13 protein-coding genes and 2 pseudogenes are annotated in these 19,959 nt (G+C 33.3%); 3 read left to right on the top strand and 12 right to left on the bottom strand.

The genetic code is table 11. From position 1 onward, the window contains the following. Positions 1-38: 38 nt before the first annotated feature. Positions 39-1,814 carry a SulP family inorganic anion transporter gene (locus tag CN601_RS16965; RefSeq protein ID WP_098119432.1) on the bottom strand — a complete coding sequence of 592 codons (1,776 nt, stop codon included), beginning with the start codon at positions 1,812-1,814 and terminating at the stop codon, positions 39-41. Between the two features lie 247 nt (positions 1,815-2,061). Next, positions 2,062-2,400, bottom strand: coding sequence for a zinc ribbon domain-containing protein YjdM (locus CN601_RS16960; protein ID WP_098171737.1), 339 nt, complete (start codon positions 2,398-2,400; stop codon positions 2,062-2,064). Positions 2,401-2,644: 244 nt separating this feature from the next. Between CN601_RS16960 and CN601_RS16955 the strand changes: the two genes are divergently transcribed. Next, positions 2,645-3,337: a Ger(x)C family spore germination protein gene (locus CN601_RS16955; RefSeq protein ID WP_098171736.1), complete on the top strand. Its 693-nt coding sequence runs from the start codon at positions 2,645-2,647 to the stop codon at positions 3,335-3,337. 12 nt (positions 3,338-3,349) lie between these two features. After that, positions 3,350-3,829, top strand: a pseudogene (locus CN601_RS16950) (Ger(x)C family spore germination C-terminal domain-containing protein); the annotation flags it as partial. A gap of 120 nt (positions 3,830-3,949) precedes the next feature. Here the strand turns inward: CN601_RS16950 and CN601_RS16945 are convergent. The 8 genes from CN601_RS16945 to CN601_RS16910 all read right to left on the bottom strand — a co-directional run bounded on the left by CN601_RS16945 (position 3,950) and on the right by CN601_RS16910 (position 12,199). Beyond that, on the bottom strand, positions 3,950-4,213 hold the full coding sequence (locus tag CN601_RS16945; protein ID WP_098119428.1) for an N-acetylmuramoyl-L-alanine amidase: 264 nt from the start codon (positions 4,211-4,213) through the stop codon (positions 3,950-3,952). Positions 4,214-4,820: 607 nt separating this feature from the next. After that, on the bottom strand, positions 4,821-5,021 hold the full coding sequence (locus CN601_RS16940; protein ID WP_098119427.1) for an alpha/beta-type small acid-soluble spore protein: 201 nt from the start codon (positions 5,019-5,021) through the stop codon (positions 4,821-4,823). Between the two features lie 496 nt (positions 5,022-5,517). After that, positions 5,518-7,026 (bottom strand): long-chain-fatty-acid--CoA ligase, encoded by a 1,509-nt coding sequence (locus CN601_RS16935; protein ID WP_098119426.1) that lies wholly within the window; start codon positions 7,024-7,026, stop codon positions 5,518-5,520. A gap of 154 nt (positions 7,027-7,180) precedes the next feature. Next, positions 7,181-8,584 (bottom strand): aldehyde dehydrogenase, encoded by a 1,404-nt coding sequence (locus CN601_RS16930; RefSeq protein WP_098119425.1) that lies wholly within the window; start codon positions 8,582-8,584, stop codon positions 7,181-7,183. A 168-nt stretch (positions 8,585-8,752) separates the two neighbouring features. Then, a complete protein-coding gene (locus CN601_RS16925) occupies positions 8,753-10,030 on the bottom strand; it encodes an MFS transporter (RefSeq protein WP_098171735.1) in 1,278 nt (425 codons plus the stop codon). A 124-nt stretch (positions 10,031-10,154) separates the two neighbouring features. Beyond that, positions 10,155-10,643 carry a DinB family protein gene (locus CN601_RS16920; protein ID WP_179865591.1) on the bottom strand — a complete coding sequence of 163 codons (489 nt, stop codon included), beginning with the start codon at positions 10,641-10,643 and terminating at the stop codon, positions 10,155-10,157. An 80-nt stretch (positions 10,644-10,723) separates the two neighbouring features. Next, positions 10,724-11,080, bottom strand: coding sequence for a Rieske (2Fe-2S) protein (locus CN601_RS16915; protein WP_098119422.1), 357 nt, complete (start codon positions 11,078-11,080; stop codon positions 10,724-10,726). Positions 11,081-11,098: 18 nt separating this feature from the next. Beyond that, positions 11,099-12,199, bottom strand: coding sequence for an amidohydrolase family protein (locus CN601_RS16910; RefSeq protein ID WP_098119421.1), 1,101 nt, complete (start codon positions 12,197-12,199; stop codon positions 11,099-11,101). 496 nt (positions 12,200-12,695) lie between these two features. On the opposite strand from CN601_RS16910, the gene CN601_RS16905 reads away from it, so the two are divergent. Then, complete coding sequence (locus tag CN601_RS16905) at positions 12,696-13,865, top strand: ROK family transcriptional regulator (RefSeq protein WP_098119420.1); 1,170 nt, start codon at positions 12,696-12,698, stop codon at positions 13,863-13,865. Between the two features lie 114 nt (positions 13,866-13,979). Here CN601_RS16905 and CN601_RS27605 read toward each other — a convergent pair. After that, positions 13,980-15,341 (bottom strand): annotated as a pseudogene (locus tag CN601_RS27605) (spore germination protein). 383 nt (positions 15,342-15,724) lie between these two features. Beyond that, a complete protein-coding gene (locus CN601_RS16890; RefSeq protein WP_098119417.1) occupies positions 15,725-19,954 on the bottom strand; it encodes a S8 family serine peptidase in 4,230 nt (1,409 codons plus the stop codon). Positions 19,955-19,959: the final 5 nt, after the last annotated feature.

Below are 19,959 nucleotides of genomic sequence, written 5' to 3'. Positions count from 1 at the left end.
ACCTATTCAGAGTGTTATTTTAAACTTTATAAAGATAATTACTCAATAGAGTCTAATCTATTAAGATCTTTTTCGTCTTTTTTTTGGTCCTTACTATCTAAAAGGTTTGGTTTGGATAAGATTGAACATTCTAAAAATGCATAGTGCTTGCAACCTAGACACTTATTATAATTAATATTTAATAAAGCGTATGAAATAGCCTCACCTGAATGTTCAAAAATATTTTGTTTACCAATCACATCATACAATTTGGTACGAATTAATAAGTCTTTTGGTTGAGAGTGAAGACCTGTTAGTAACACAAAACTGTCATTTCTTCTGAGATAGTTAACGATATTAGCTAACTTAGCTTCTCCCGTTGTATCGATAAAAGGAACCTTTCCGAATCTTAATATTAAAAATTTTGGATTATTATCTATTAACTTCAAAATAGATTGTTCAAATAGATTGGCAGTTCCAAAAAAAATTGGACCTTCAATTGTAAAAATGCTAATTTGAGGACAATCGTGGTACTCATTAACTGTATGTGACATCAATTTTTGATTCTGACGGGAACGATCTGGTAATACCTTTCTAACGATATGAAGTTCGGACATTCTTTTAACAAATAAAATAACTGCAACGATTAAGCCGACTTCAACGGCCGTTGTTAAATTTAGAAAAACGGTCAGTAAAAAAGTTAAGATTAAAATAATAGCGTCACTGGATTTAGTTTTTAAAATATGAATAAACTCTTTTCTTTCACTCATGTTCCATGCTACAAACATTAAAATTGGAGCCATACTAGCTAAAGGAATTTGTGATGCAAATGGTGCAAACACTAATAAAATGATTAGGACAATAACACCATGGATAATTCCAGAGATAGGTGAAACAGCACCACTCTTTATATTCGTTGCAGTCCTAGCGATTGCTCCTGTAGCTGGTATTCCTCCGAAAAAAGGAATAATCATATTAGCAATCCCCTGTCCTATTAACTCCTTATTACTATTATGCCTACTACCTGACATACCATCTGCGACTACTGCTGACAAAAGTGATTCGATCCCGCCAAGCATTGCAATGACAAACGCAGGACCAATTAGTGTTTGAATTTTTTCCAAATTCAGATCAACAAAATGAAATGCTGGAATACTACTCGGAATAGCGCCAAATGTGGAATTAATTGTTGGAACTTCCCCTTTAAAAAGAAGGTAAGCGGTTATACTAGAAAAAATAAGACCAATTAATGATCCAGGCACTTTTGGGTATAGTTTAGTAACTGTAATAACAGAAATAAAACATAACATTGAAGTTATTAAACTATACGGATTTATTGTCGCAATATGTAATCCAATTTCTCTCATATTTGAAATGAAATCCTCATGCTTAGTTATATTTTGAAGTCCTAAAAAATTAACAATTTGTCCAGTAAAGATAATAACTGCTATTCCTGTGGTAAATCCTATCGTAACAGGTCGAGGTATAAATTGAATTAGAAAACCCATTTTAAAAATCCCCATTAGGGTGAGAAAAACACCAGCTAAAAAACCTGCAATTAGTAAATTATCATAACCATAATGAATTACAATTGATAATAGTATAGGTATAAATGCGCCTGTAGGTCCCCCTATTTGAAACTTAGAACCTCCAAAAATAGATATTAATATTCCTCCAATAATCGTTGTATAAATTCCATATTCAGGTTTCACTCCTGAACTAATCGCAAAAGCCATACCTAAAGGGATTGCAATAATACCAACAATTATTCCAGAAATTAGATCTTTTCTAAAAGACTCTATTTTATACTGTACAAATCTACCTCGCCATTTCACCTTATTGCACCTTCTCGTATATTTGATTATTTGAATATACAAATATTTAATATAATTATAATAACAGATCACTTCCCCGTCAAATAAAATCTTATAATTTATTCTTGTAACTATTTACCAAAAGGTTTATTCCATATTTATCTACAAATTTTTTAGTAATTTACATATTCAGCAAATACAAAAAGAACTAAAAAAAGAACCTCTTCGAAAGGTCCTTTCCCATATAGATGTCTTATTTATTAAACATCTATATTTTTTTTACAAACTCAGATTTTAATTTCATTGCTCCAAATCCATCAATTTTGCAATCTATATCATGATCTCCATCAACCAGACGGATACTTTTTACTTTTGTACCAATTTTAACTACGAGAGAAGTTCCTTTTACTTTAAGATCTTTGATGACAGTCACTGAATCACCATCATTTAAAATATTTCCATTGGCATCTTTTACAACTTTCTTATCATCCATTTCAGTTCCAATATCCAGTGTCCATTCATATCCACATTCAGGGCACACAAATAGATTACCATCATGATAAGTATATTCTGAGTTGCATTTTGGACAATTTGGTAGTTCAACCATTTTTTATTTCCTCCTTAAATTTGCTTTTTTAATCATGTTTTTATGTTTTTAGTTGGAAAAGAATTCTTCCATTCAAAAATGGTAAAGGAAATTCTTCATCCAGCTATACTCTCATAGTTTAATCATCCTGACAACATATATTTATGTAGATTTGAATATTTGAATATACTATTTAAAAGTGGGAAAATTAACACTAGAATAAACATTTGATTCGTAGATTAATAAATATTATGAGGAAAAAAATATGAAAAATAGATATTTTAGTTTATTACTTATCTGTTGTTTACTGATTGGAGGAGGTTGTTCGAACTATAAGGAATTAAACGGAGTAGCGATCGTAGTTGCAATGGGATTAGACTATTTACCCCAAGAAAAAAAGTACATTATGATTGCTCAAATCATAAATCCCAGTGCAATTGCATCTCAAACAGGTTCGCAAGGGATCCCTGTTATATCCGTAGTAGCGAAAGGTAGAACAATTTCAGAAGCTGCTCGTCTTTCTTCAAGAAAAAACTCTCGCACAAATATTTACTCACATGTTGCTTTGGTTGCACTAGGAGAAACATTGGTAAAGAAAAAATCTGTAAAGTATATATTCGATGTATTTGAAAGAGATTCCAAAATACGAGTAAATGTGCCAGTAATTATTGCTCGAAATAACAGTGTTTTTGAGGTGTTAAATACTATCCCTACTCTTGATAAAATACCTGCAAAGTCAATATATGGGAAAATACATAATACTTCTATTTCCTTGGGGGAAAATAGTGAAAATGAGATACGAGAAGTAATTAGTAAAATTTCAAGTAAAGGTAGAGAGCCTACAATTAATGGTGTTAGTATAGAAAATAAAAATAATACGTCCGAATCATTAGCAAATATGGAAAATGCTAAATCATCATATCCATTTATAAACGGAACAGGTATTTTTAAAAATTAGAAACTAGTAGGATGGTTGGATGGTCCGTCGGCTAAGACCATCCAAATAATTGACAATAATATAAAAACGACTAATATACAAATTCGATGTAATGAAGATACTTTTGACTCAATAGAGCTTACTCGAATCAAAAGTAAAGTAACAATAAAAATGAAGAATCAATTACCAGTGATTGTAGTAAAAATTAATTCAATTGGACATTTTGATGAAGTATTATGTAATGATGAATTTGATAAAGCAAAGACTTTATCAAATTATGAAAAAAAGGCTGAGCATGAAATTAATCAAATAATTGTCAATGGAATTGAAAAAGTTCAACAGTATGGTGGCGATAGCTTTGGATTTGGTGATAAATATCATTTATTAGACGCTAAAACTTTTAATAAAGTTGCTGATCATTGGAATGAATTATTTGTAGATGCAAAAATTAAAGTACAAGTTAATATACAAATTGAAAATGTAGGGATGAGAAAAAAAGCCTATCCATTCTAGAAATATGTTTAAATTTGAAAACCGACTGATCAATTAATGATAGTTGGTTCTCTTTTTAAAAAGGTACATTCTAATACAAACGAATGTGTTAGTTGACCTTTACTTTTAGTAAAAAATTTTCTATTTAAAATATTCGAGCATCCCTTCAACAATTGAATTTGTTGTATTTGTTTGAAATTCTTCTGAAGTCATTCGCGCTTCATCAGTTGAATTTGAAATGTATCCAAGTTCAATTAAGATTGCTGTTCTTGTTAATATATTGGCAAGTATGAACTTGGCAGCAGGTGAGTTGACTACTGGGACTGATACTAATCCTCCTCCTAGTAATTTGGTAGCTGCTTGTTTAAGATGTAGGGTGTATTTACTAGTTTTAAAGTGAACCATAAAAAATTTTAAAAGAGCAAACTAAATTGTAAGTACTATAAAAAAGAGCAACTACTGTTCAAGTAGTTGCTCTAATCCAATTTTTAGAGGGCTTAATTCGTACATGTTTTTAACATCTAATTATCAATTATTTCTCAGAATAGAAGTATTAAATACTAGGAAAGGTCTTTAAACACAAATCAAAAAGACTAATTTGTTGTCTTTTCTTTTTACAAATTGCTTACAATAAAAGGTATAGTGATCACTGCAATTAACATCAAAACCCAATTATACTTCTTAAGGTTTGCTTCAAATTTTTGTAGTTCATCTACTGAGCTTATTTTAAGGGTTTTCAATTAGTCCGCCTTCTTTCTGATACTTTATGTTCAAAGGATGAAGTTATTATAATCTACAGTTGTGAATTTAATGTGAATTTACGATAAATTTAATGAACTATATATACTTCCATTTCCATACCCATTTTGTGCCATTATACCCAAAAACTATATATAATAAAGTAAAATACCTGATTAATTAGTTCCTTATCTTAATTAGTAATTAGAAATTGGACATAAAAAAAGAGACTCATTCTGTGCGAGTCTCTCAACTATATATATTATATTAATACTTATCTTGAATAGCCACCAAGACTTTGTTCAGCCATTTGAACTAAGCGTTTTGTTATTTCTCCACCTACAGAACCATTAGCACGAGCAGTTGAATCTGGACCTAGATGCACTCCAAACTCCGAAGCTATCTCCATTTTCATTGCGTCAATTGCAGATTGAGCATTTGGTGAAGCATATTGATTTGAAGATTTGTTTGCCATGATGTTTTAGCTCCTTTAAATATTAGTTTGTCTGATAAGAGAATATCAGATTGGAGATAGTATTATCTCTAAAATTAAAATCTATTCAAATTAATTTTAAATTACAGGTAATATTAAAATTGAGCTATTATAACGCTCAGAATAGTTTATGACCCGCGAGGTTTAATTAAAAGGATTCATAGCGAACTAATAAAATTAAAGAAGCTGAAAACCCAATAACACCAAGGCCTACAGCTTCTCTAAAAGTATGGAACTGGACTTGAACCATCGACCCCTACCCTGTCAATTACAGGATGCGCGGATTATTCAGTATTACTGGATATTTTAGGTCAATTAAGTCCATTAAATCAAGGAGTCATTGTAATTTTATGCACAGCTTGTCCGTTATTTCTATTGTTTCTATTAAGTCTGTGCAATTTTTGTGCAATGAATATGATTGAATAAGTGAGGTAGGGTGCACTTGTTATTTTAAGGTACTGATTTCAACATTTATAAATTAGTTCATTTCAGCAGGGATCTCTTCTGGCGCAAGTAATCCTCTCCGCAATATCTTACCTGTACTATTTTTAGGCATTTCAGAAATGATTTCGATTTCTTTAGGTACTTTATATTTTGCTAATTTAATTTTACAGAAATAGAATAATTCATCAGTTGTAACACTTTCATTACTACAAACAACGAAAGCTTTCACACTTTCACCATAATGATGATCAGGTATTCCAATTATGGCTGCTTCTACGATGGCCGGATGCTGATAGAGCACTTCTTCGACCTCTCTTGGATAAACATTATATCCACCTACAAGTACCATATCCTTTTTTCGATCAACAATATAGATGTATCCTTCTTTATCCCTTTTTGCTAAGTCACCTGTATAAAACCAACCATTTTTCAAAGAGGAAGCCGTGGCATCAGGCATGCCAAAGTATCCAATCATAATATTCGGACCTTTTACAATTAGTTCTCCTACTTCACCTCTTGGAACTTCGACTCCATTTGGATCGACAATCATATTTACTACATATGGTATATCTACTCCGACTGAACCAGTCTTTTTATTTCCTTTTAAAGGATTGATTGCTGTAATTGCGGAGGTTTCAGAACATCCAAAGCCTTCTAATACAGTAGTATTAAACTTTCCTTCAAATCTTAGAAGTAATTCAACAGGTATAGAGGCTCCACCTGATAAACATACCCTAACACTTGAAAAATGGTCAGCTGAGAAATCTTTTACTTGCATTAAATAGCTATACATAGTTGGTACACCAGCAAATAAAGTTATTTTTTCATTTAAAATCGTTTGAATAACATCAGTTGGACTAAATTTTTGTGAAATAACGATATTTGCTCCACACATAATTGGTGCATTTATACATACAGTCATACAAAATACATGGAACATAGGAAGTACTGCTAAAATTCGATCGGTTTCTTTAAATTCTATTAATTTAGTAAAAGATGCGGCAGTCGAAGCCATATTACGCTGAGATAACATGGCACCCTTTGGTTTACCGGTTGTACCAGACGTATATAAGATCATTGCAAGATCGTCTTCATTGATTAAAGGGTAATCATATCGATCAGCAGCTTGAACAAGAAGTTCCCAAGTAGATTCGATATAAAACGTCATTTCTAAATCGTTTAATTGCTCTTTTAGATTAGCTAGTACAAACTCCAATGAAGTATTTGCAATAACAGCTTTCGATTGACTATTAGATAGTATATAGGAAATTTCATCTCCTGTGTAAATTGGATTAATCGGTACAACAACCCCACCAGCACGAAGAATACCATAATAGGCAATGACAAATTCAGTGCAATTACCTAATAATAATGCTACTTTGTCACCTTTTTTAATTCCATAGTGAATTAAGTTGGAAGCAACCAAATCAACAGTCGAATCCAACTCACGATATGTCATACTTTCATTTGCAAAAGTAAGGGACAAACGATTTGGAAATTTTTCAGTACTTTTTCTTAAATTTTCATTTAAGTTCCAGCTCATTTATTCTGCTCTCCTTCTATATAAACTATTAATTTCGTTTTATCTTAAATCCATACACGTAACAGACTATTTTTCGAAAATTCAAATAATCACAGCTGTTTTTTATAAAAAACTAGGGTTCCAACTTAATAAAAAGCAAACTAGGGGTTTGTTACTATTTAAAAAGTTTTCGAATAATGTTTAATGCTCCTTTTGTAGTATGGTATCTTACATTTAAATCAAATTTAGTTGTTTGATTTAGAACACTCTTTTCGTGTGTGAAACATTTAAATGAATGGATTCCATGATAGGATCCATGTCCACTATGCCCGACTCCGCCAAATGGTAAATGAGGTGTTGTAATATGATATAAAGTATCATTTATACATCCTCCACCAAATGGAATGTTATTAATAATCCGTTCTTTTACTGAACTTTTTTCCGTGAACAAATAAAGTGCTAATGGTTTAGGATTACTGTTAATGTCATTGATTACTTCATCAATTGAACGGAAAGTTAATACTGGTAAAATAGGGCCGAAAATTTCTTCTTTCATTACGGGATGATCGAGTGTAACATTTGTAAGAATAGTAGGTTCAAATGCTAGTGTTATTTCGTCAGTTTCCCCTCCGTAAAATACAGTAGGTCCAGCTAATAATTTTTTTAACCTTGAGAAATGGCGGTCATTAACAACATGTGTGTAATCACTATAAGTAAGAGGATTTTCCGTAAATAATCTCTCAATCTCTTCTTTTAATGTAGAAAGAAACTTTTCTTCAATTGATTTGTGTACGTATATATAATCAGGAGCAATACAAGTTTGACCAGCATTAAAAAATTTCCCCCATGCAATCCTTCGAGCAGCAAGTTTAATGTTCGCACTTGAATCGACGATTGTTGGGCTCTTTCCACCAAGTTCTAAAGTAACAGGCGTTAAATGTTTACTTGCCGATTGCATCACAATACTTCCGACCTGAACACTACCTGTGAAGAATATATGGTCAAATCTCTCATTTAATAGGGCTGTACTTTCTTCAACTCCTCCTTCAATACAGGCAATAAACTCACTTGAAAATGTCTCTTTAATCAATCTTGCGATCAATGCAGAAGAGTTCGGCGTCAGTTCTGAAGGTTTGATAATAGCTGTATTTCCACCAGCTATTGCACCAATCAACGGGATAAATGTTAGCTGAAATGGATAGTTCCAGGGTGAAATAATTAAATTCACACCATAAGGTTCACGGTAAACTTTGCAACTACTGCCAAAATGAGTGATTGGCGTTTGAACTTTTGAAGGCTTCATCCATTTTCTTAACTGTTTTTTGACATATGTAATTTCATGTAGTATTAAGGCAACGTCTCCAAAAAACCCTTCAAACTCACTCTTATTTAAATCCTTTTTTACTGCTTCTAAAATAAGTTTCTCATTTTCTGAAATTACTTTATATAATTTTACTAGCTGTTGAATTCGAAATTCATATGATCGAGTCTTTCCAGTTTGAAAGAAAGCATTCTGTGATGAAACCAATGAAGCATATTGAGATGAATCAACTAATGTTTTTTCGATTACTTGTTCCATGATTAAACACTCCTTATAGTCGAAATTGTAATAGCCACCTATTCTTTAGCTATTTTTTCTAACTATTATGAATCTATCGAAATACAAAACTATTTGATTTTCAATTTTGATAAAACAAATTGTATCTACCTGTACTAGGGTCGTTTTTCTTCTTTTTTTACTTATCCATTAAACTATATTAATTCCTTGGTCATTTTCTTGTGCCATCTTAATAACACGCTCATCTGGATGCACAAAAACCAATAATAATATACTTGCAACGACAAGTAATGCAATGATGCTAAAAATAGAATAATTATGCCCCATTTCTACGTTTCCTTTTCCGGCAGATTGGATTAAATAACCTGTTACAATTGGGCCAATAATTCCTGCTGAATTCATAAATGAAGTACCTAAGCTTGCCATTAATCCACTACGTTCAGGAGAAAAACTCATTAATAACTGGGGACCTAAAGCTAAGAACACATTTACAAATCCACTTGCAAAAGCAATAGTAACAATGACCCAAACAGTTGAATGAATGAACAGTATTGAAGTCAACATAGCTCCTGCTGACAGCATCGTAATGATTGATAAATTTACACGAGATTTACGAGAATCCCCACTTTTCTTATACAATATATCTGAATAAGTGCAAATCGCATAAGAAATAATCATCGAGCATAAGCCAATACTTAATACCGAATAGCCCATCTGTTGAGATGATAGATGAATCACTTTTACCAAATACTGTGGCATCCAGACAAGTAGCCATACTACATACCAAAAACATGCGAATAAAGCTAGTATCGATGGTATTGAATTACGTGAGAATACTAGTTTGACTATTTCAGAGGATTTCAATTTTGGTTGTATAGATATATTAAGATTAGGTTTCTTTGTTTCAACCGGTTTATCCTTACCAAATGGAATCCAAAAAAGAACCCACAATAGGCTGAATACACCAAAACTAGCAAACGAAAATCGCCACCCAAAATTATGAATCAGATGAACAACAATCGGAGCATATAAAAATGCCCCAATTTGAGCACCTATGTTCAGAATGGATAAAGCCCGTCCTTGCTGCTCTTTTGGGAACCATTTACTTACGTGACTGTACATCGCTGGTGCACTCGGACCTTCAAACATTCCGAGTAAAATTCGGTACAAGATAAGTCCAGTAAGACCAGTGATGGCGAATGCCCCTAGCTGTAAAACTGTCCATGCTAGCAAAAGAATTGTAAGCATTTTTTTTGATCCAATTTTGTCTGACAATGCTCCACCAACGATTGCTGCCAATGAAAATAACCAGAAAAAACTGCTTCCGACCACTCCCCACTGAGGAGCTGATAATTTAAATTCTTTCATAATCGCAATTGAAGCATATCCAGACACCGATTTATCTGCATAGTTAATCATTAATCCGATAAATAAAAATAAAAGTATGATTCCACGAATTCTCTTCAAAGTAAGTCCCCCTTTTTGAATACTTCACCTTTCAGCCACATCATGCACTATTAAAAACCGTCGACAACATGATCTGCAATTAACACAAGGAGGCTTACATAGTCGACGGATTTATTTCTTCAATTTAATTTTGAACTTCTGCTATCTCAACGATATTTTTTAGTGCATTAATAAATCCGGTATGTTCTCCTTGATGATAAATCGCAAAATTAAACAATTCCCCATTTGTCTCTAAAGAGAGAGGTTCTAACAGTAGTGGCTCAGTTAATTTCAGATCAAATCCTTGGACAGCCAGTTCTTCTACTCGCGTTTTTTGATCAATTAATTGGTCAATTAACGTCTCCAATGAGGGTACGTTTTCTTGAAATTCAGTTGGTTTCGTTCCTTGTCCGAATAATTCAATATAATGAAGTGGAAATTCTGTTGGATGATTAGGTAACAAAAACAAAAGCTGTTCATTAATCGTTAAAATATGTCCAACATTCCAATGAAGTGAATTATTAAAACCTTTAGGTTGATGATTTGCAACCACTTCAGCGATAGACTTAAGCATCTTTATTAATGTAACATGTGATCGATTAAATATATTTTTTTGTTGATTCCAGAAATTCATAAACATTCTCCTTTTCTCTTAAAAGATTTTCATAAGAAAGTTTTTTAACCGTACATTTCGGATACACATTTTCCCAAGACCTAAACCTCTACAAAAATTTCTTCTCCATCTATGTTCACTTCATAGGATTTAAGATTCATATTTTTTGATTCAAATAATGTCTTACCTGTACTAACATCAAATTCATATCCATGCCATGGACACCGAATGATTTCATTACATCGACCAAATTCGATTTCTCCTACACAAGGGCTAAGTGTTGTACCTTCTAATGTTCTGGCTCCTACCATTCTTGCTCCCTCATGTGGACAAAGGGCACTTAATACCTTATAGGTAGAATCTTTCATACAACATAAAAGTAATTTTTTCCCATTTACCGTAATTTCTTTGATTTCTCCTGGGTTCATGTCATTTATTTTGGCAACTGCGAATTTCATATTTTCCCTCCTCCCCTATTACTCAAAACCGTAAAATTCTCGAGCATTATCGTACAATAGACGTTGCTTTAATTCTTTAGGGAAAATACTAGGATACGCACGGTATGGATCATCAAAATCCCAATGAGGGTAGTCCGTTGAAAAGACAAGCATTTCAGGCCCAATCATATCAATAATTTGCAATAACTGTTTTGCATCTTCTGGGTCATCCATCGGTTGAGTACTGAAACGGAAGTGTTTTCGGATATATTCACTCGGATTTTTTGTTAACCATGGTACTTCTCTTCGAAGAGAGCGATAGTTCACATCGAATCTCCACATTAGATGGGGTAACCATGTGAATCCACTTTCTAAGCAAATAAATCCTAAGCTTGGATACTTTTCAAACACCCCATGTGTTATTAGACTGACAATTTGAGTCATGAAATTTTGCGGCATCGTTGTATGCCACTGCATGTAATAAGTCGGATATCCGCCCGCTGGTTGTGTGTCCGTACTTTGATGCATTGAAATTCGCAAATTATTTCTTTCTGCAGCTTCATAGATTGGATGGAAATATGGATCTCCAAATTCCACGTCATACAATACAGGCATCATGATTTGTACGATTTTCGGGTGGCTACCAACGCGGTCAATTTCTTGCGCCGCAGCCTTTGGGTCGCGTGTATTAATGCAAATTGATCCACGTAATCGATCGTCTTTAGTCAACCAATTTTCAATAACCCAATCGTTGTAAGCACTCGCAAGCGCATTACGAAATTCTGGCTGAACTGCCTTTGGTGTATCAGAAGGATAAAATAAGCTTGTTAAGATGGCATATTTAATATTGTATTTATCTAAAACTTCTCTTTTCATTAAATTGAAATCTGTTCCTGCAAACCAATTTTTATCGTCATTTTTTAAATCCAGTCGGTCTACTCCGCCAGGAAGTGGCCAAGTATATGGTAATCTTTTTGGTTGCCATTGTCCTCTTTCTAAATAACCTCTCCACGGCTCCTCCATGTAAGGTAATAAGTCAAACACTGATACTGGCATTTCATGGATATCACAATCGATAACGGGTAAACCTTTTCTTGTCTTTTCTTTTTCTAAGTCTGTGTTCTGTTGGATAGTAGTCATTTTCTTCCTCCTATTTGAATTACTGTAAATGATGAAGCAATAGACTTGCTTCGATTCAGTTTTGACTGTTTCACTTAAGATGCAATTTTTGCAAGTTCTCCATCATAAATACGCTAAGGAATCTTCAGATGAATCTAAATTTTCAGATATTATAATTCTTAATCCAATTATAAAACTTATATCCATATTGGGTCAATACATTTACATAAGCGTTTTAAAAATATTTTAGATTATCTAATTTTATAGATAAAACACCAATGATATATTCATTTTGGATGTAAGTACAAACAACTAAAATCAGGAACCGATTAACATTATGCTCATTCTTGTAGTAAAAAACAGTCATTTTTCTTAAGTAAACCGATAAGTAAAAACATTATTGTTAGTTGCAATTGATCTTTAACTATTAAATGACTGCTAATATTGATACTGTTTTTTAAAAATAATAGTGATAAAATGACGATAGTGAATCTTATAATTAAGGAGAAAAGCTTTCATGTTCCAATTTTTAAATCAAGAATCACAAAAAGCGCACACTCAAAAACGTATTTACAAATTGATATGGAAATATGGTCCGATTTCACAAGGAAAAATCATGGAGTTTACTGGATTAAAACAAAGTACTTGTTCGCGCTTTATCGAAGATCTCACAAAAGAAGAGCTAATTAGTGAAGGTAATTTTGGTGAATCGAGAGGAGGAAGAAAACCAACTCTCTATCAAGTTACACCAAATAACTATTTTGTTATTGGCATAGACGTATCTTCTACACCCAGTAAAATATTGATGATGGATCTTTCCTTAACAATCACAGCTGAATCAGTACTCTTTCTCTCTCAAGGAACTTCATCAGAAAATGCGGCTCAAAAAATTGCCCAAGTCATTTCACACATGTTACAAGCACATCAAATTAATCATTCATGTATTCTTGGAATAGGAATTGCCCTCGAAAATTCGGTCATCGATTTAGATAAAAAAGTACTTAGTACTATTCTTGGTGAACAGTTACAAATGAAAATATCGATTGAAAATAGTTCAAATGCCGCAGTTTTAGGTGAATATCAACAAGGTTCATGGAAGGGTTCAGACAATGCTGTATTTATACATAGCGGGATTGGTATTCGAACTGGCATCTTAACAAACGCACATATTCTCCGTAAAACGACAGATACAGCCGGAAAATTTGGACATGGCCATATAGTGGTCGATATTCATGGGCGAAAATGTATTTGTGGAAATTTCGGTTGTGCTCTTGCTTATTCCTCTATTCCAGCGATGATTGATGATACAATAAACGCTTTAAAGAGAGGTCATTCTTCGATATTAAATGAAAAGTTTTCTGTAAATGAACAAATAAATTTTGATGATATTTGCTCAGCAGTTCAAGAAAATGATCCTTTATGTATCCAAGTCATTAAAGATGCTGCTATTTACTTCGGGGCTGGACTTTCTACCTACTTAAGCATTGTCCATCCCGAAATCGTTATTTTAGGTGGACCAACTATAGCAAAGATCGATTTATTTTATGAAATCGTAATTGAAACTACACAAGAGCGAATGAAAAAAGTTTATCCTGATTATGAATTTAAATTTACTCGTCCTACACTTGGCGAAAACGCAGCGGCCATTGGAGCAGGCTGTATTGTTATACATGAATTATTGGATTAATTACACAGCCAAATATGATACTGCTGTTTTATTAATTGAACCGGTAACTGATTGGATTCATCGTTACCGGCTCATTTAATCATTTGTTTTCTTCCACTTCACCTTATTTTCGCTTCATTTATTTTTCTTAGTTTGATACGTATGCTTACTATTAATTAACTTTCGCAAATCTCCTCGGATTAAGCCGTCTTTCATTTCGTTCCATTGAAATGGAATAAAAGGTGCTAAACATGGTACACCAAGAGATTTAAGTGATGCCATATATGCAATTAGAATGATGAATCCTATTAGAATACCTGTTACTCCAAAAAAATAACCAAGTAGTAGAAAAATAAACCTTAGTATTAGTACAGTTCCATATAACCCTCCTGCTGCGATTACAATCGTTGCTAAAAAATTAGTTCCAACTATAATTAATGTTAATGGATGGATTAGTTTAGCCGAAACCGCGGTCTGGCCTACTACAATTGCACCAATCAAAGACACTATAATAACAGTTGACTTTGGTATTCGTAGTGCTGCTTCGGTCAGAAATTGAAACAAAATCAAAACGAAAAAAATTTCAATCAAAATAGGAAAAAGTGTATCTGAGCTGGATAACAATTTTTTAGCAAAATGATGTGGAATCCAATTATGATGAAACCGTTCCATTGACACATATAATCCTAGTAAGAAAACTGACAGGAACCCACCAAATAAGCGCATAAAACGATACCCAAATCGACCTGATTTTGAAAAATATTCATCAGGTTGATGAATATTTTTGAGAAAAAGGCAGGGAACAATTATACAAGAAGGGTTACCGTTTACCAGAATTACTACTCTGCCTTCAAACAAAGCTGAAACCGTTACATCTGGCCGTTAACACGTAAAAGTAAGTGGAAAAAGCTTCTTCTTCCCTTCTAATGCATCTTCTATTACTCTAGCTTCTAATAAATAATCAACATCGATATTCATAATTTTTTGTCTAGCTTCTTCTAAAACATGATGATTAACAAGGCTTCTCATATATAAAATCGAGACATCTGTATTACATTCCTGACCAATTTAATAACTTTCTACACTTAATTGATGCGTCTGTGCCATATTACGTAATAAATTGATATTATTTTTCAATTGCTCATTGAAACTAACCAATGGACCTTTTATAGAACGTTGTGTATCTGGTTCAGAAATGGCTCTTTTTTGCCAATCCGAAGTATCTGCTAAAATTCCTTCATTAAATCCATCAATGAGAACTAGTGTTTTCCCTTTTGATAATCCACTCAAAATCTCATTAATCGTTCTTACTACAATTGCATCTAAAATTGAAAGATGGTAAAAAACAATGTCTTCTAATTTTTCAATTTCTCCAACATGCAACAACGGTGAAAGAAGATGGTTCTGTATAGTTTCATTATTTGTAATTCCATCGAGATAAAAAATCGCAGCCTCACGATCAATCTTTCCTCTAATTTTAAATAAACGAAATTTCAAGTCAGGATTCATTAAATTGTTCTTGGATTAGATTTAGATTCTTAAAAAAGTTAACCGATAAAGATATTTGTTTCAATTCACCCATTCTTTAGCTCCTTCATCTTTTTAAGCATATTAGGCTCTCCTTTAAACAAAAAAATCCAAAGAATTCCTTTCCGTAATGAAAAGCATTTTATTCAATGCATTGAGCATATAAAGAAAACTCGGCGACTACCGAGCCTTTTAGGAGAAAACAAAGGCGTACTTGCACTTATACTTTATTCCAAGATTTGGCATCTACCTCAAGTTCTCTTCCTCACTGCTAATTTTTACTTTCTTATCGTAGAACAAAAAATCTACCTGTTCCAATATTCAGAAACAGGTAGAAAGAATCTTCTAATCTATTAGTTAATTCCTAATCCATTTTTAATACTTTGAAGCGTTGATCCTTTATATTGTTTCTTAGGAGATGGCGCGTTATCAACTTGTTTATTTTGTAATAAGTAGTTCTTTTCTACAAAAGCAAAGTCTTTTGCATCCACATTTCCATCAAAGTTAATATCCGCGCTACGTTTATTTGTCCCCCAATAAGTTTGAATCGCTAAAGCATCCATCACATCAATGACATTATCTTTATTAATGTCTCCAGCGACTGCATTTCCTGTTACTACGTTTGAGATATTCGTCCAATACTTACCACCAATTTGATCATCTAATGGTAGATAAGAATCAAAATCTCCGTATTGAGTGAAATGACCTGGAATATCAATCTTAAGCGTATATTTATCTTTCGTTGTTGGTAAATTTAAGATTTTAAACGTACCATTTTTAGCAATTGTTCCATTGTACGCATTTCCATTTTTATCTAAAATTTGAACCGTTGAACCAATTGTCGTGTAATCTTTCGCAGAATCTACGCCAGTTCCAGTACTCGTTACTTTATTTAATCCTTCTGCAAATAAATAACCATTTACAGTTGAATTATAAGATAAAATATTGATTGGCACTGTCTCTGTGATTGGTCTCGTTACTACATTATCCACATTCGTAAATGTCGATTTCACTGCTGAGCTATAAAAGCTTGATGAACCCAAACGTTCTTGACCTTTTGGAATTTGTAAAGTGATATCAACCATCGGAACATCACCGGAAACACCAGTAGTTCCATCAAATGAAACTTTTACATTTGAATTAACAACCGTGCTTGATTTATCTGTTGATGTCACATTGAAGTCTTTTACACCAAGTTTTTGTGCTTCTGGATTTAATGCAATATTTAGTATTTTTGTATCAGTTTTAGTTGTATCAAAATTGTATACAGCTTCTTTCACTTTGTCGATATTATTCGCTGTTAAAGTAATTGTAACAGTGTCTCCATTTTTCAACCAAAGTGCGTTTAATCTCGTTGGTAAATTCGGTGTTCCTGCAACGTATGGCGTGTCATCCTTCACGAAATAGTACGATTTTTGTGCAGCACTGTTTGTTGCTTGATCAATCCCTTCAAAATACACATGTAAATAGGATTGGCTTGGAATCATAGCAATTTGATCAGTTGCATTTCCATTCCCTTCTACTGTCAGTTGTCCAGACGGTGAAAATGGATCATTATAGAAATACCAAATTTGATTTTGTGATTGATTTGCTGATAATCCGGCTGAATTCATTTCATCAACTATTTTGTCTTTTATGGTAGCTGTCAATGGAACATTTTCTTGATTTGCTTTGAATTCTACAAATGGATTTCCTGGATTTTCTCCATCTACATGCATATCAAAGCTTGGCATTGTGTTATCTACAAACAAATCTCTTTTTAAGATATACGTTTTTCCTGCATCATCATATCCAATTAATTTTACAAAATAGTGACCTTCTTTTGTTATCACCGGATTATAATCAACTGGATTATTTGGATCATTTGTGAATGGATAATACCCACCATTATAAGCAAGAACATTATACTGTACTCCTTCATTAACTCCTACACCATCATACGAGTTAAGCAAACCAATATCCATACCTGTTTTTGCATCTGTTAAAACAATATCTACAGATCTCATATGAGATTTCAAGCTAAATGTACCAAATACTCTATTTTCCCAAAAATATTGGAAATACTGTGTACCCAATGAACTGACAGAGTTTTTTGATAGGTTAAAATCAGCTAAACCTTGCTCTACATAGTGAACACCAAATGGTATTTTATATGTTTCAGCTGGATTGTCTTTATTTGTATAAACAACATATCCTTCATAGATTCCTTTTTCCGCCGCCTTTGGAATCATCAATGTAACATTCGTTTTCTTCTGGCTAATCCCTTTTAACGTAATAGTTGAAGTCGTATCAACGGTTACACCATTCTTCACTGCATCCTTTGATCCTCTTAAATTAGATTGAAAATTAACACTTACATTAAACGTTTTTGACTTTTCCCCTCTATTTAATAATGTAACAGAGTGAGTATCTTTGATGTCATTTCCACTATAAGCTTTATTTCCAAAACTTAGTGCACCAGTATCAATTTTAATTTGTTTTTCCTTGTTATTAATAATTGTTGGTGTTGTTTCAGAAACTTTTAATTCGATAGTTGAATGAATTGCATTGTAAGGATCAACTCGACCTGCCCCAACTTCAAATACACTATAAGGCTTGCTTAAAGGATCCGCTGTATTCATTAAGATGGCTTTTACATCTTCAGGTTTTAAATCAGGCTTTGCTTGCAGCAATAATGCTACTACCCCTGCAGTAGCTGGCGTCGCCATCGAAGTACCTGACATACGCTCGTACGCATATTGATAATTGTTCGGATTCGCATGATCATGAACAAATCCTGGAACAGTCGATAATACACCTACACCAGGTGCTGTAATTTCAGGTTTAATTTCATAAGTCATACGAGATGGTCCACGAGAGCTGAAGTCAGCAAGATTATCGCCACCGGTTTTTATTTGCCCTAAATCACTAAATGAGAATTGTGCACTACCCGAGCTTATTTTTTGCGATAGAGCAAGTCCATCAGCATTGGTTAATGAGAAAGTAGGGATAAAATCTGTGCTTTCACCTAAATTAAATGGAAGATGTCCTTCTGCAGCATTATTATTGTAAATTATTATAGCGGCAGCACCACGATTTTTTGCTTGCAAAATTTTATCATTTATCGTATTTGTTCCTCTTTGGATCAGTACGATTTTTCCATCCACACGACTATTTGCACCTTTGTATTCAGTAGCTTGTCCAGTTCCAACAGCAACGATTTGACGTGATTGACCTTGTAATGAGGTAATATTATCACTAAAGCCTTTCGCCATTAATCGTAAATCAAACTTCGTACTATCAACACTCCCATTCATTGTTGCAATCACATTCGGTACATCACTTGCACCTACTGTTAAAGCTAATGCAGCACCACCTGGAGATCCTACAGTATACATATCACTACCTGAATTCCCTGCTGCAACTACTGCCGTTACTCCACTTAAAACTGCATTATTAATTGCAATTCCAGTTGGATACATCGGATCGTTATAATTTGCTCCTAAAGATAAATTCATAACGTTCATACCGTCCGTTACTGCTTTTTCAATTCCTGCAATTACATTTGATGTATTACCACTGCCTGAAGGACCGAGTACGCGATATACATAAAGATCCGCATCCGGTGCAATTCCATTCGTTGCATATTCACTATTGTTTTTACCTTGTCCTACAATCGTTCCGGAAACATGCGTGCCATGTTCAGTGTAGTAATCGGCTCCATCACTAGTTCCAGGCTTCCCTGCATTTTTCCAATCCTCATAAGTTGTTTCCATTGGATCAGCATCATTACCAACAAAGTCCCAACCTTTCACAGAACTCGGATCAATTGTTTGTGGATTTACTCCTGGTTGTGCACGATATCCTTTGTATGCTGCTGTAATATCAGGATGATTGTAATCAACACCTGTATCAATAACAGCAACTTTCACTCCCTTACCTGTATATCCTTCTTCGTGTAATTTATTAATTTTGAGATATTCATTCTCTGCTGCCATTCCTTGACCAGCAGCTTCTTTTGAAGGAGTTATTTCACTATTAGGCTGCTCTACTTTTACTGTCTCGTCACTGTATATTGCCTTTACAGCTTTCGATTTTAATAAAGATTCGACTTGATTTGCAGGCAAATCCATCGATACACCATTAAATGCGTTTTTATATTCTCTTTTAATCTTGTAAGTACTAGAAGCTTTACTATTCGTATTTAAAAATTGGTGTATATCTTCTTTAAATGCTGTATGATCTGCTTCCACTCGACTTTTTGCTTCGTCATTTGACAAACTTTCACCTTGTAAAGCAGCTTCTAAAACGGCAATTTTTTGTGGTTTTTGATTAAACTGAACGATAACTGAAATAGCTTGTGGGCTGTCTAAATTTATATCTTGATTTAAAAATAAACCTGATTGATCATTTTTTGATATTTGAGTTAATGCTTGTCTTTGTGCTGTTGTTAATTTAGATAAAACCGTTTCTGCATTAAATAAAGAAGTTGCATGAACTTTTGATGGTGAATGAAAATATGAAGCTGAAAAACTACTTGTTACTAATCCTACCCCTAATGTTAAGGCTGTAGTATTCTGAATAAACTTCTTTTTCTTATTCATTTTTT

This window comes from Bacillus sp. AFS017336 (assembly GCF_002555445.1).
Lineage (GTDB): Bacteria > Bacillota > Bacilli > Bacillales > Bacillaceae_G > Gottfriedia.
This window is presented reverse-complemented; position numbering and strand designations above follow the sequence as displayed.